The sequence below is a fragment of the Floridaenema fluviatile BLCC-F154 genome (assembly GCF_041929135.1).
Lineage (GTDB): Bacteria > Cyanobacteriota > Cyanobacteriia > Cyanobacteriales > Aerosakkonemataceae > Floridanema > Floridanema fluviatile.
Window position 1 is genome coordinate 40,423 of record NZ_JBHFNS010000080.1, and the last position, 13,361, is coordinate 53,783.

A 13,361-nucleotide genomic window follows, 5' to 3' on the forward strand; every position below is an offset into this window, starting at 1 on the left:
TATAACGTCTCTACAAGGTTTTCAGAATGCACCTTTAATTTCTAGAGATGTCTAATAAACTGTTTTAGATGGAGGTGAAAATACAAGCTCCTAAGATGGAAGCAGCGACAACTGCGATCGCTACATTAGTGAAAAACTTTCCTGCTTCTGGATTATCTCCTAATGCTGCATCGTCTTGACCATTGGTAAAGAATAGCGACCAAGCTTGATTGCCAGTGATACTTGCAAAGTTGTTGAAGTCAGCGTTGAAAATAGCGGAAGCATAAGAATAGTTAGCTTTCATGTTCAATCTCCTAAGTTTCTGATTTTTTCTTCGTTTCTTATCTCTGTAAATAAATGTAACAAATTGTAAATAAATGTAAAGAGATCGAGATCGTATAGTTTTGTGATCTCGATCGCTGATATCTTGCACCTGTCGTTCTCCGAATCAATTCGCAGGCTAATAACGCAAGTTGCTAGTTATTAATTATTTCCTGTTCCCCCCTTGAGTAAGGCAGTAGGGGGGATCTTTGGCTGTGATTACTAGGTTTAGATCCCCCCAACCCCCCTTAATAAGCAGGGGGGCTAAGCCATCAGATATAGGGAGTAGCTAACTCTACAACTTGAAACCCTTGTAGAGACGTTGTATACAACGTCTCTACAATCCTTGAAAGGAGACTATTAGGCAGGAAGCGAATGCCCACAACCTCCCCTTCTGTGCCGAAGACCTCGCCCTTGTCCGCACTGCCCTCGCCCTCCTCTTCCCTGATGGGATTGGGCAGTACCTCGCGTTGCACAGCGTTGAAAGGCAGGAAGATGATTATTTTGGGATGCCCGTTGCAAATTCAAAAAAACTCGTTGGACATCAGGATAACCTTGAGTTAAATCAAGCAATCGCTGATACATTGCGGCATTCTCAATTTCTCCTTGCACTCCCGCTTGGCAAGCTTCTTGCACAGATTCGGGAACTTCCACTCGCTGGGCCCAATCATCTTCGGGAACAGGAATTCCGTATTTCCAGAAAAGAGGAATTAGCGCCCGGATGTGGCGTTCTTCTGACTCAATAATGTTAACAAAGGGGCGAACTGCGCCAAATTTATTGATAATCAAGCGATAGGTTGCCCTTGCTTTGTATTCATCTTCTATTGCTTCGGTTAAAGCACGTTTGAGTTGCTCAGACATTTCGATCTCCGAGTAGTTTGATGAGAGTTCTTGCCAAAGTCGAAAATATTGTTTTTTTCACCACAGATATCCACAGATAAACACAGATGAACACAGATGATTTTGATGGGATATCGACTTTTGCAAGAAGGTTCAAACATTGGCAGCGGTTGAGGCATTGGCGTTGTTTCTGTTTGTCCTGGTTGCTGCGATCGATTTAATTTCGCGATCGATAAAGAACAACCCTTGCCCTTCTACGCCAATCAATTTGATCTTATCAAGAATGCTCTTAAACAGAAACTCTTCTTCATGCTGTTCTGCCACATACCATTGGAGAAATTGCAGGGTAGAATAATCGGGTTCTGTATTAGCTAAATGGACTAAACTGTTAATTTTGCTAGTAATGAACTGTTCATGGGCATAGATTTTTTCAAACATCTCTTTGAGGGAAGTAAATTCACTCGGAGGTGCTTCCATTCCCTGCAAAACTGCTAATGCGCCTGTTTCTTGCAGGTAATCAATCAAACGACGCTTGTGGATCATTTCTTCATCTGCGTGTTGACTGAGAAATGCAGCACAACCATCTAGTGATTTATAAGCACACCAACAACTCATTTGCAGATAAAGATGGGAGGAAAACATTTCTAGGTTGATTTGTTCATTCAACCGATCGATCATTGCTGGCGACAACATAACAAAATCTCTCCTACATTAGGATTTTACCCATTCATAAAGTTCCATAGTTTCCGGGTTACAACTATGACAACTCCCACATTTTTTGGTTTCTAATTTGCGAATTCGTCCTTTGCTTTCGAGTCGATCGAGCATTAAGCGCAAAGCATCGGGATCTGACTGGAAATGTTGGGCAATTTCTGCCAGAGAACTAACAGGACGATCGCGTAAATATTGCTGAAGTTCCTGCAAAATCATGAGCTTATCTCCTTGCAGCTTCTAGAGAACGTACTTGAACTTCACTTCTTGATTGAACTCGACGACGATCGCTAAACAATTTCAATCCAATTAACACACCACCCATCACCAAAACTAAACTTACTAACCAAGTCGTTGCATTCATTGGCGCAGCATTAAAAGTCATAAATTGGTAGTAGAAAACAGCTACCCAATAAGCTAATCCAGTTGTCCAAGCAGCGACAAAAATTGTCCAACCTAAATTAGTTTCTCGATAAACCGCAGCAGTGGCAGAAACACAGGGGAAATACAATAACACAAATAGGAGAAATGCGATCGCTGCCGTAGTACTACCAAACCGAGTCGCCATTTGTCCAAAAGTAGTATAGTGTACTTCTTGCTCCTCAGCAGCAGCTTTCAGATCCCCAGTGCTACCCATAATACTAATTCCCAATGGATCGAGTATTTGATTACTCAAATCTGCTAAATTTTTGGGAATACTGGCAAAAGCTTTACCGATATCACCCCAGAAATCAAAAGCTTCCTCTGGTTCCGCATTTCCAGTTGTTTGTTGTGCCAAATTAGTATAGAGGGAATCCATAGTTCCTACCATTACTTCTTTAGCAAAAACTCCGGTAAATAAACCTACTGTAGCAGGCCAATTTTCCTGTTGAATACCCATCGGCGTAAATACAGGGGTAATAGTGCGACTAAAAGCACTCAAAATCGAATCTTGACTATCTTGTTTTCCGAAAGATCCATCCACACCTACGGAGTTAATTAATCCCAAAATCAACACCATAATTACAATCATTTTTCCCGCTTTGGTGATGAATGCTTTTAAGCGATCCCAACCGCGAATTAATACTCCTTTTGCGGTAGGAATATGATAGGGTGGTAACTCCATGACAAAAGGTGCCGCTTCTCCCCGAAATAAGGTATGTTTCATTACTAATCCGGTAAAGATTGCGGCTAAAATTCCCAAAACGTACAGCAAAAATACAATATTTTGTCCATTTGTGGGGAAGAATGCGGCACAGAATAAAGCATAAATTGGTAAACGTGCGCCGCAAGACATGAAGGGATTCATGATAATTGTCATTAAGCGATCGCGCCGATTTTCCAAAGTTCTAGTTGCCATGATTCCGGGAATATTACAACCAAAACTTACCATCATTGGCACAAAAGATTTACCCGGTAATCCCATAAATCGCATTAAGCGATCCATCACAAATGCCGCTCTTGCTAAATAGCCAGAATCTTCTAAAATAGCTAAGAAAATAAACATTAATCCGATTTGCGGAATAAAGGTTGCTGTGGTTTGAATCCCACCGCCTACTCCATCAGAAAGCAAACCAATTAACCAACCAGGAGCACTCATTTGTTTTAATACATGAGCAGTTCCCCCGACAAAAATTGTCCCGATGCCAATATCAAAAAAGTCAATAAATGCGCCGCCAACGTTAATGGAAAAGAGAAACATCAAGTACATTACTACCAGAAAGATCGGGATACCCAACCAGCGATTGAGGACTACTTTATCGATCCGATCGCTCACAGTTTGCTTGACAACATTTGTCCGTCGCGTGACTCCCTGCATGATTTGATGAATCCAGCTATACCGACTATCAGCAATTAACAAATCGGTATCTTCTCCCAACGTTTGATGAATCCGATGGCGATGTTCGCTAATCTTTCGTAAAACATCTTGTCCTAAGTCGGGAAGATGGCGATCGTCATACTGCAACAAATTCAAAGCAAACCAGCGAACATTCGCTGGGTTTCCCACAGATTTACTTTCCAAAATGGGGATTAAATCTGCTAAAGCTTCTTCAATTACAGGCGGATAAGCACAGTACGATTGGGGAATTGTTGGTTGTGAAAATGCCAGAGCAATCGTATCACACAATAAAGTAATTCCTTTCCCTGTATGAGCACACAAAGGAATCACTGGACAATCCAATCTTTCAGCTAAAACTTCGGGTTCAATGCTAATTTCTCGGTTTTTTGCCAAATCCATCATATTTAAAGCAATCACCATCGGTACACCCATTTCTAAAATTTGGGTAGTCAGGTAAAGATTGCGTTCTAAATTAGAAGCATCGACAATATTAACTATGAGATCCGCTTCACCAGAAAGTAAATAATCTCTTGCTACCAATTCATCAAGTCCGGTTGTACTATCGCCTGCATCAATAGAGTAAACTCCCGGTAAATCAACAACCGTAATTTGGTTAGCTTCATTAATATTTTTGCCGCGATAACGATAAATACCTTCTTTGCGTTCCACAGTTACACCGGGCCAATTTCCCACGTGCTGATTCGCACCCGTTAAGGCATTAAATAAAGTGGTTTTTCCGCAGTTAGGATTTCCCACTAATCCAATCACTTTGTTTGCCATAATTTCACTTCCTAGATTAATTCCACAATTAAGGCATCAGCTTCAGCTTTGCGTAAACTTAAACGAAATCCCCGCACTTCAATTTCTGTGGGATCTCCCAAAGGTGCATGGCGAGTAATTGTAAATTCTGTGTGTGGGGTAAGTCCCATTGCTAATAGTTTGCGTTTATAATCGCGGGCAGTTGGTTCGTAACCGATCACTTTCATTACGGAACCGATCGCCGCATTCCGCAATTTAACGGTAGAATTACTATCAGTTTTCATGGTTGTGTTCCTTGGTGCAAAAGAGTTATCTGGAACTGTTACTGAGTATTTGGCATCTCTCACCTGAATCTGTTGCGCCATATCTGCGCCTAATCCCAAGCGTTGCTCGTTAAATGCCACAATCACAGAACCAGTTCCCGTAGAACTAACGATCGTTAATTGCATTCCTGGCATTAATCCCATCCCCATCAAGCGGTTGTTCGCTTCCCCGCAGTTCAAAGAAACTATGCGTACACAGTCTCCGACTTTTGTGTTTGCTAAGGACGTTATTCCTGTTTCCGATTTCTCATTCATTTTGTCAAAACTCACGACTGGGGACTCGCTCAAGTAAACAAACGATCGCCAATCCTCCTGCTTAAGGTTTAATAGCTCTTCACCATCCATCTTTTCCCGCTTGAGGACAGTCTCATTAAGAATCTTTTTCAATAAGTACCATAAAAATTTCCGACTAAAGACAGATTTTACCAAAGCTTAATAATCTTCTCAGCTGTGCTAGAGCTTAATTTATGAGGATTTCACATATAGGGGGTTTTGCCGATCGACTGTTCGATCCCAGAAAATTTGTCTCTTCTAATTCATTTATTGACATTTTACTTCAAGTAACTAGGGAACGATCGATAAAAACTTTAGGTTGACTGGGGTGGGTTAGCGACTGACACCGCATGGTTGTAGGATTGCAATTAACAAGTGCTTTTTTAATACCAACAAATGCAGTTTTCTTGGGATGAAAATAAGCGCCAATTGAATTTAGTCAAACATGGGTTTGATTTTCGAGATGCTTCCCAGGTTTTTGAGGGTGCAACATTTACATTTGAAGACGATCGCTATGCTTATGGAGAGCAACGTTTCATTACACTAGGATTATTGTGTGGGCGAGTTGTCGTGATTGCCCATACAGAAGTTGAAGATGAAATTCGTGTTATTTCGATGAGGGAGGGAACTAAACGTGAGCAAGTCATTTTCTTCCAAAGCCTCTCAAACTGATTGGGAGCGGATTAATGCAATGTCAGATGAGGCGATCGATCTTTCAGATATTCCAGAAGTTACAGAAGAACAGATGAAACGGGCTGTACTGCGAGTTGGTGGAAAACCTGTTGAGCGTAGTCAGCGGCGTGTCGATCTCTTGCTGGATGCTTTTATCGTTGAATATTTTGAGACAAAGGCAGGGGATCAGGGGTATCAGGCGCTAATTAATCAGGTATTAGCAGAGTATATTTATGCTCATGAAGTTAAAAATTAGTTGCGTTATTTTTGGTCAAAAGTTTAGGAACACAGCATAATTGATTGGTATTAGCTGGACAATAATCCCTATTCGGAACCTGAATCAGATATTGCTGTGGTGAGGATCGAACGCCGATTTTACGCCGAAAATCACCCCACTCCAGCAGATACTTTTTTGTTAATAGAAATCTCTGATACCACTTTAGAACAAGACCGCAAACAAAAAGCAGCTGCTTATGCTAAAGCCGGAATTGCAGATTATTGGATTCTTGATGTTAACAAGCGCCAAGTTCGAGTATTTCGAGAAATTGTCAATCAAACCTATCAACAAGAAACTATTCTCAACGAAGAAGCGACTCTTTTTCTATTAGCTTTTCCTGAAATTGAAGTGCAAATTTCTAGACTATTTCCTTTCTAGTTCCTCTGAAAATAGTGCAGTTTCTCACAATTAATATAATTTGCGGAAACTGCACCTGAAAATTAAACCGCTTGCTTCTCCTCAAACTGCTTCAATTCGCTAGGCGCAACTGCACCAAATTCGGTAATAATTGCCGTAATTAAATTTGCCGGAGTGACATCAAAAGCCGGATTATAAAAATCTACACCTTCGGGCGTAACTAGGGTTTTACCGATTTGGTAAATCTCCGCAGGATCGCGTTCTTCAATGGGAATTTGATTGCCATCAATTAAACTAAAATCAATTGTGGAAAGTGGCGCAGCAACAAAGAAGGGAATATTATGAGCTTTGGCAGAAATCGCTACACTATAAGTGCCAATTTTATTCGCAGTATCCCCATTAGCAGCAATTCTATCTGCACCGACAACCACAGCATGAATTAAACCTTGTTTCATGCAATGGGCTGCCATATTATCAGTAATTAAAGTAATGGGAATTTCATCTTGTACGCATTCCCAAACGGTCAATTTTGCCCCTTGTAAACGGGGACGAGTTTCGTCAGCAAATACTCTTGCTAATCTTCCTTCTCGCCAAGCAGAACGGACTACACCCAAAGCTGTACCATACCCAGCAGTAGCTAAAGCGCCAGCATTACAATGAGTTAAAATTGTCAATTTTTCCGGGGTTTTTGGTAATGCTTCTAAACCATAATCCCCGATCGCTTGACAAGTTTTCAAATCTTCTAAGTTGATATTTTTTGCCGTTTCTAGTAACACTTCTTGCAGATATTCTACCGGGCCTAAAGTGCGACGGGCAGTATTTAACATTCTTTGAATTGCCCAGAATAAATTTACCGCAGTTGGACGAGTGGCGCGTAACTTTTCGGCGATTTTTTCCAATTGAGTTAAAAACAATTCCCGGTTTTCGGTTTCAATTTCCCTTGCCCCCAAATACATTCCATAAGCAGCAGCAACTCCGATCGCAGGTGCTCCCCTAACAATCATAGTTTTAATTGCCAATGCCATATCATCAGAATTCTTAATTTCTACCAAAGTATACTCAGCAGGCAAGCGGTTTTGATCGATGAGCAAAACTTGGTCTTTTTGCCAAATTACCGGATAAACGTGAGACACTGTAGAGGTCATGACAGTTAGTGAAAATGCTAAACTAGTTTGAACCTAATTGTTACACAAAATAAAGAAAAACAAATTTTCTTCTAAAACTTGAACTGACGAAATCTCTGGGGAATAATCGGAATTATCTAGGTTTCAAGTGTTTCTCTTTTTCCACCTAAGTTGTATGCCCATTGCTTTTCCACAACGCCTTTTCCAGACAAGTTTAAACATCCCGTTGCGATGGGTGTTAGTCGTTCCCTTTGTACTGCAAACTGTAGGCGCAGTAACGCTAGTGGGGTATTTATCTTTTCGCAGTGGGCAGCGAGTAGTAGAAAATCTAGCACATCAGTTGATGACAGAAGTTGGGAATCGTACCACACTTTACTTGGACAAAACCCTAGAAATTCCCCATCTAGTCAACGAACTCAACGCTGATGCCATTCGTTTAGGGATTATACCTAATTTTCAGACGGAAGATACAGAAAGTTTAGAAAAGTTTTTTTGGCAACAAATCTCGCGGTTTCCTTCAGTTAGTACTATAGCGATCGCCAACGAACGCGGTGGGATGATCGGTTCAGCGAAAAAAACCTCTTTTCCTTCACCTAGTATAATAGGTTCGGGGCGAAAGAACTCTTTTCCTTTAATTAGTGTTTATCGCACAGAACGCTTCGCCAAAGGCAGATATTCTATTTCTGATACTGATGCCCAAGGTAACAAGATCCGAAACTATTTAGTTACTGAGAATTATGATGCTAGAATCAGACCTTGGTATCAAGCTCCCAAACAAGCAAGCAAGGCAACATGGAGCCCAATCTACCAATTTATCACTCGGACAAACACATTAGGAATTTCTGCTGGATTACCAATTTATAACAGTTCCAATCGATTTCAGGGAGTGATAGCAACTGATATTACCCTCGATCATTTCAATCAATTTCTCTCAACTTTGCGGATTAGTCCATCAGGACAGATTTTTATGATTGAGCGATCGGGATTACTAATTGCTAGTTCCACCGATTACCCTCTATTTACATTGCAAGACGGAGAATTGCGGCGCACGAAAGCTGTAAAAAGCACAAATCCCATGATCCGGGAAACAACTACAAAATTAATCGAACGCTTCCAAAATTTAAACCGAATTAATAATATTGAACAGTTAGAAATTGAACAAACTCAAACTAAACAATTTGTTCAAGTTATGCCATATCGCGATCGCTTAGGAATCGATTGGTTAATCGTAATTGTAGTCCCAGAATCAGATTTTATCGGGGAAATTAAAGCCAATGTTTACCGCACAGCACTACTTTGCAGTTTAGCCTTGATGAGTTCTATTTTACTTGGGTTGTGGACAGCAAGAAAAATTACTCAACCTATTCAAACGCTAAACCTTTGCACTCAAGCATTCTCAGCCGGAAAACCCATTTCGCCACTCTCTTCTACTGGTATTCAAGAAGTCGATACTTTACGAGTTGGGTTCAATCAAATGATGACTCAACTTAACGCATCTTTCCAAGCACTTCAAGAGAATCAGCAAACCCTGGAAACTTTTTTAGATACTGCTCCGGTAGGGGTGAGTGTTCATGCACCTTCGGGCGAAGTGATTTTTGTTAATCATAAAGGCAAAGAAATTTTAACACCGGGAGTAACATCAACTCCCGCGGAAAAACTTTCCGAAGTTTATCAGCTTTACCTAGCAGGTACTAATGAGTTTTACCCAACGGAAAAACTCCCTGCAATTCGCGGACTGAAAGGGAAATCGGTTTATATTGATGATATGGAAATTGAGGTGCATGGACGACGAGTGCCGATCGAAGTTAACACCATTCCCGTTTTTGATAAATCTGGTAAAGTTCTCTATGCTATTAATGCTTTTCAAGACATTAGCGAACGACGACAAAACGAACAACTGCGAGCTAATTATCAAAGAGAATTAGAACAACAAGTTGCAGAACAAACCCAGGCATTAAGAGAAAGCAAAGCTCAGTTACAATTAATCACTGATTCTGTTCCTGGTTGCATTTCTTATGTTGACGCTTCTCAACGCTACCGTTTTGTAAATAAAACCTACGAAGCTTGGTTTAACTGTCAGCAAGAAGACATTTTAGGCAAAACTATTGAGGAAGTAATTGGTGTAGAAGCTTATCAAAAAGTACGTGCGTATGTTACCCAAGCTTTAGCGGGAGAAACCGTCACCTACGAAGCACAAGTTCCTTATCAAGGTAATCTAATTCGTGATATTTCTGCGGTTTTAGTTCCAGATATCGATCGAAATCAAATAGTTCACGGATATTATGCACTGATTACGGATATTAGCGAACAGCAAGCGGCGCTACGCGAACGCGAAAAAGCAGAAGCAGCTTTGCGCGAAAGTGAATTTCGGTTTCAGCAGTTGGCGGCTAATGTGCCAGGAATTATTTACACTATTGTTCATTCCCCAAATGGATCTACTAGGCTGGAATATGTTAGTGCAGCTGTTGAAGAAATATTAGAAATAAAACCTGAGCAAGCTTTAGTAGATTTTTCGCTCATTTCTAATCAATGCCATCCAGAAGATGTAGAAGCCTATAGTTTAGCAGTTCGCCAAAATCTTACCACTTTTGAGCCGTTTTCTTATGAATGGCGAGTGATTACGCCATCTGGTAAATTGAAGTGGTTATTGGCGAGACGTTCTTTGCTGGAAAAGCGAGAAAATGGAGATATTATTGGGCATGGGATTGTGCAAGATATTAGCGATCGCAAAATTGCCGAAGCAGCTTTACGCGAAAGTGAAGCCAGATTCCGCCTAGCATTTGATGATGCTGCAATTGGCATGGCATTAGTGGCTTTAAATGGAGAATTTATCGAAGTTAATCACGCACTTTGCGAGATTCTCGGCTATAGTGAAACGGAATTATTGCAACGAAGTTTTTGCGCTATTACTCACCCGGAAGATCTGAATGCGATCGGGGAAAATATAGAACAATTACTATCAGGCGAAAAGCGTTCTTTTCAAATGGAAAAACGCTGCATTCATAAGCAAGGAAAAGTGATTTGGACGATTCAAAGTACATCGATAATCCGAGATCAAGAAAATGGTAATCCGTTGTATTTTGTCTCCCAAATTCAAGATATTAGCGATCGCCAAGTAGCAGAAAGAGTTAAAGATGAATTTATTTCCGTAGTCAGTCACGAACTCCGCACCCCAATGACGGCAATTTATGGAGCTTTAGGAATATTAAAATCGGGAAAATTTGACAATCAACCGGAGAAGTTTCACTATTTTTTACAAATGGCGATGAATAATAGCGATCGGATGGTGCGGTTAATTAATGATATTTTAGATTTGGAACGTTTAGAATCCGGTAGTGTAGAATTAGTACCGGAAGAATGTGACGCAATAGATTTGATGAAACAGGCAGTTGAGTCAGTGCAAACTCTTGCCAATCAAGCATCAGTTACAATCAAAGTTGCGCCAATTTCTGTTAAACTTTGGGCAAGTCCAGGCGCGATCGTTCAAGTAATTACTAATTTACTCAGCAACGCCATCAAATTTTCTCCCCCTGATAGTACAATTTGGTTGAAAGCAGAGTTAGTAAATCATGAAACTTCTGATTCTGACATTCGCTTCTCTGTGCAAGACGAAGGAAGAGGAATACCAGCGGACAAATTAGAAAGTATTTTTGAACGTTTTCAACAAGTTGACGCTTCTGATTCCCGTCAAAAAGGAGGAACAGGTTTAGGTTTAGCGATTTGTAAAACTATTGTCCAAAAGCATAAAGGTCGGATTTGGGTAAATAGCGGGTTGGGAGAAGGCAGTACTTTTTATTTTACGATTGCGCGATCGGGGAAAAATTGATAATTGATTTAATATTGAAAAGCAGTAGAACCGATTTGGATCTACCACTGTTTTATCGATCGATTTTTTCGAGAATTGAATTGCTATTTCTGCATTCTCTCCATAATTAAAAACTGCGTTCATCGACGGAGGAAATCTATTATTCTGCAATATTCACACTTGCCAAGCGACGCTTACGTAGCATTGAACCAGCAGCAGTTAAGCCTAGCAAACCTAAACCGACAATACCAGATGGTTCGGGTACTTGCGCCAAATTTCCTGCCAGCGCCACACCATCATTACCGCACTCAACAAACACATTAGCCATATAGTCACCGCTACCCAACAAAGAACGGTTAAACTGGAATCCAATTGTTTGAGTACCAACTGCACTAAAGTGACCAAAGTTAAGACCCGCAGCAGTCAGCGCACTAGTGGTGAGCATGGTAATATCACCCACTTTTGTACCTGAACCGATGACATTCTGAATAGCATTATATTGCCCGAAGTAGTCGTAGGCAGCTTGTTTATTTGCCAGATCTGTACCTTGCGTGTTCGCTTTTTCCCAACCGTTGCCATAGTAATGGTTCAAGCTGCTATAGCCGTGATTCGCTAAAGCAACACTAGTAGCACTAACATTACTGTACACTCCAGTAGTGGCAGCATTAGAATCATTAGTACCAGCAAAACGAATTCCAAACAAACTGTTTGTACTGCTAGCAGTTTGAAAATTTGTACCTGAGAAGTTAAAGAACAAGTCCCCCCAACCAATGTTTCCGTCAGCAGCGCCGCTGTTTGCAACTCCATTCAAAGGCATACCACCAGTAAGTGCAACGAAAATGCTATCATCTGTTTCCTTGATCGCCATGCCTTTAATTTCATAGTTTGCGCCGCCAGAACCATCATTAAAAGCATCAATACCATAGTTCCAGCCATTATATAGTTGTCCGGCACTAGCTTGCTGACCAGTAGCAGAGATCAAACAAACACTAGCAGCAGCGATTCCTAATAAAGTGCGAATTTTTGTAGTTGTAAATTTCATTTGCTTCTCTCCTAGTTGCTGAGTAACCTTTTGATAATACTTACGTTAACTTATCAAATGTGAAGATAAAAGGTGAAAAGTGGGTGTTTTATATAAATTGATAGTGAAATTTATATAAATATCTAACTACCTATTCCTGTAACTTTAGCTAGTACAATTACGGTATTTCTACTAATAGTATAAAATTTAATTTGGGGATACAGAGACAAGATTGATTTCCAGTAAATAATTTTCCGGATTAAACTGAGAGTTTCCCCGCACTTCCGGCAGTTTTCTCCGAGTAATCACCTATCCCAACACTTTTTAGTTAAGCATGGTTTCCTTTTGACAAAAGGGACAAAAGGTTAAAGGAGAAGAGTAAGATTCCATTTTTCCTCTAACGAGACAGAAGTAAAGTTAATAAATTAATGGAAAAAGTTAGCCAAGTAATTTTTGAGTGCCAAGTGGGAAAGGTGCGATCGTACTTTTCCACCCTAAGCAACTTGAGAAAGAACTAAAGGTTTAGGTTGAGGTAAAGGTTTCCCATCTTGTTGATATTCTTCAACCAGTAATTCTAAAACTTCTTGAGCATTGCTTAATGCTTCTTGATATGTATCCCCATGAGTATGAAATTTTTGAGTAGGAAACTCAGGTAAATGGACTAAATAACATCCATCTTCATCACTCCATTGAATGACAATTGTATAAGGTAGTTTCATTCGGATTCGTTATGATGCACCAAAGCAAATGAAATCACTTGATGCCTGGGTATATCGCAGAAGTGAAAATAAGCTAGAAAATGGCTAAGTTTCCCCAAATCAGAAGTCGTGAAAGGTGATTTAGGGTGATTTGCGATCGCACAAATCATTTAAATAGTTTTGCAGCCAAGTTGCCAATTGACGAACATCTTTTTCTGGAAGCTGTTTAATTGCTGCTTCAATTTCTAGTAAGTTGGTCATAAATACAAATATGCTTGGGAAACAGTTCTGTAATTGAGTTTAATACTAAAACCGGGTTGATTACCCTTTTTTTGAACCACGTTCGCGTAGCGGTGCGTAGCACTTAGACACGAAGAACACG

Annotated in this window: 14 protein-coding genes; 5 read left to right on the forward strand and 9 right to left on the reverse strand. The window is 40.3% G+C overall.

Going from position 1 to position 13,361, the window contains the following annotated elements:
* Nucleotides 1–64: 64 nt before the first annotated feature.
* The 6 genes from ACE1B6_RS22295 to ACE1B6_RS22320 all read right to left on the reverse strand — a co-directional run bounded on the left by ACE1B6_RS22295 (nt 65) and on the right by ACE1B6_RS22320 (nt 5,097).
* The gene (locus ACE1B6_RS22295; RefSeq protein WP_413259469.1) at nt 65–283 is read right to left on the reverse strand and encodes a hypothetical protein; all 219 of its coding nucleotides are present in this window, start codon (nt 281–283) and stop codon (nt 65–67) included.
* A gap of 377 nt (nt 284–660) precedes the next feature.
* The gene (locus ACE1B6_RS22300) at nt 661–1,161 is read right to left on the reverse strand and encodes a ferritin-like domain-containing protein (RefSeq protein ID WP_413259470.1); all 501 of its coding nucleotides are present in this window, start codon (nt 1,159–1,161) and stop codon (nt 661–663) included.
* A gap of 132 nt (nt 1,162–1,293) precedes the next feature.
* Nucleotides 1,294–1,833, reverse strand: coding sequence for a non-heme ferritin (gene ftnA / locus ACE1B6_RS22305; RefSeq protein ID WP_413259471.1), 540 nt, complete (start codon nt 1,831–1,833; stop codon nt 1,294–1,296).
* 18 nt (nt 1,834–1,851) lie between these two features.
* A complete protein-coding gene (locus ACE1B6_RS22310; protein WP_413259472.1) occupies nt 1,852–2,070 on the reverse strand; it encodes a FeoC-like transcriptional regulator in 219 nt (72 codons plus the stop codon).
* Between the two features lie 4 nt (nt 2,071–2,074).
* Entirely contained in the window at nt 2,075–4,450 is a 2,376-nt protein-coding gene (gene feoB, locus ACE1B6_RS22315; protein ID WP_413259473.1) for a Fe(2+) transporter permease subunit FeoB, read from the reverse strand.
* A gap of 11 nt (nt 4,451–4,461) precedes the next feature.
* Complete coding sequence (locus ACE1B6_RS22320; RefSeq protein ID WP_413259474.1) at nt 4,462–5,097, reverse strand: FeoA family protein; 636 nt, start codon at nt 5,095–5,097, stop codon at nt 4,462–4,464.
* Between the two features lie 122 nt (nt 5,098–5,219).
* On the opposite strand from ACE1B6_RS22320, the gene ACE1B6_RS22325 reads away from it, so the two are divergent.
* From ACE1B6_RS22325 to ACE1B6_RS22340, 4 genes are all read left to right on the forward strand, one after another.
* Complete coding sequence (locus ACE1B6_RS22325; protein ID WP_413259475.1) at nt 5,220–5,348, forward strand: hypothetical protein; 129 nt, start codon at nt 5,220–5,222, stop codon at nt 5,346–5,348.
* Between the two features lie 73 nt (nt 5,349–5,421).
* Nucleotides 5,422–5,697 (forward strand): BrnT family toxin, encoded by a 276-nt coding sequence (locus ACE1B6_RS22330; protein ID WP_413259476.1) that lies wholly within the window; start codon nt 5,422–5,424, stop codon nt 5,695–5,697.
* The gene (locus tag ACE1B6_RS22335; protein WP_413259477.1) at nt 5,660–5,953 is read left to right on the forward strand and encodes a BrnA antitoxin family protein; all 294 of its coding nucleotides are present in this window, start codon (nt 5,660–5,662) and stop codon (nt 5,951–5,953) included. Before ACE1B6_RS22330 ends, ACE1B6_RS22335 begins: the two co-directional genes overlap by 38 nt.
* Nucleotides 5,954–6,007: 54 nt before the next feature.
* Nucleotides 6,008–6,352, forward strand: coding sequence for a Uma2 family endonuclease (locus ACE1B6_RS22340; protein ID WP_413259485.1), 345 nt, complete (start codon nt 6,008–6,010; stop codon nt 6,350–6,352).
* Nucleotides 6,353–6,414: 62 nt separating this feature from the next.
* On the opposite strand, the gene mtnA is transcribed toward ACE1B6_RS22340, so the two are convergent.
* Nucleotides 6,415–7,476, reverse strand: a complete 1,062-nt coding sequence (gene mtnA / locus ACE1B6_RS22345) for an S-methyl-5-thioribose-1-phosphate isomerase (RefSeq protein WP_413259478.1) — start codon at nt 7,474–7,476, stop codon at nt 6,415–6,417.
* Nucleotides 7,477–7,630: 154 nt separating this feature from the next.
* Between mtnA and ACE1B6_RS22350 the strand changes: the two genes are divergently transcribed.
* A complete protein-coding gene (locus tag ACE1B6_RS22350; RefSeq protein WP_413259479.1) occupies nt 7,631–11,281 on the forward strand; it encodes a PAS domain S-box protein in 3,651 nt (1,216 codons plus the stop codon).
* Between the two features lie 139 nt (nt 11,282–11,420).
* Here the strand turns inward: ACE1B6_RS22350 and ACE1B6_RS22355 are convergent, their stop codons facing one another.
* Together ACE1B6_RS22355 and ACE1B6_RS22360 are read right to left on the reverse strand one after the other, a co-directional pair.
* Nucleotides 11,421–12,302 (reverse strand): XDD3 family exosortase-dependent surface protein, encoded by an 882-nt coding sequence (locus tag ACE1B6_RS22355; protein WP_413259480.1) that lies wholly within the window; start codon nt 12,300–12,302, stop codon nt 11,421–11,423.
* Nucleotides 12,303–12,775: 473 nt separating this feature from the next.
* Nucleotides 12,776–13,000: a type II toxin-antitoxin system HicB family antitoxin gene (locus tag ACE1B6_RS22360; RefSeq protein WP_413259481.1), complete on the reverse strand. Its 225-nt coding sequence runs from the start codon at nt 12,998–13,000 to the stop codon at nt 12,776–12,778.
* Nucleotides 13,001–13,361: the final 361 nt, after the last annotated feature.

Coding starts and splice junctions, on each gene's coding strand:
- ACE1B6_RS22325 (WP_413259475.1), top strand. CDS start 5,220: ATGAGGATTTCACATATAGGGGGTTTTGCCGATCGACTGTTCGATCCC.
- ftnA (WP_413259471.1), bottom strand. CDS start 1,833: ATGTTGTCGCCAGCAATGATCGATCGGTTGAATGAACAAATCAACCTA.
- ACE1B6_RS22300 (WP_413259470.1), bottom strand. CDS start 1,161: ATGTCTGAGCAACTCAAACGTGCTTTAACCGAAGCAATAGAAGATGAA.
- ACE1B6_RS22330 (WP_413259476.1), top strand. CDS start 5,422: ATGCAGTTTTCTTGGGATGAAAATAAGCGCCAATTGAATTTAGTCAAA.
- ACE1B6_RS22320 (WP_413259474.1), bottom strand. CDS start 5,097: ATGGATGGTGAAGAGCTATTAAACCTTAAGCAGGAGGATTGGCGATCG.
- ACE1B6_RS22295 (WP_413259469.1), bottom strand. CDS start 283: ATGAAAGCTAACTATTCTTATGCTTCCGCTATTTTCAACGCTGACTTC.
- ACE1B6_RS22355 (WP_413259480.1), bottom strand. CDS start 12,302: ATGAAATTTACAACTACAAAAATTCGCACTTTATTAGGAATCGCTGCT.
- ACE1B6_RS22360 (WP_413259481.1), bottom strand. CDS start 13,000: ATGAAACTACCTTATACAATTGTCATTCAATGGAGTGATGAAGATGGA.
- mtnA (WP_413259478.1), bottom strand. CDS start 7,476: ATGACCTCTACAGTGTCTCACGTTTATCCGGTAATTTGGCAAAAAGAC.
- feoB (WP_413259473.1), bottom strand. CDS start 4,450: ATGGCAAACAAAGTGATTGGATTAGTGGGAAATCCTAACTGCGGAAAA.
- ACE1B6_RS22350 (WP_413259479.1), top strand. CDS start 7,631: ATGCCCATTGCTTTTCCACAACGCCTTTTCCAGACAAGTTTAAACATC.
- ACE1B6_RS22310 (WP_413259472.1), bottom strand. CDS start 2,070: ATGATTTTGCAGGAACTTCAGCAATATTTACGCGATCGTCCTGTTAGT.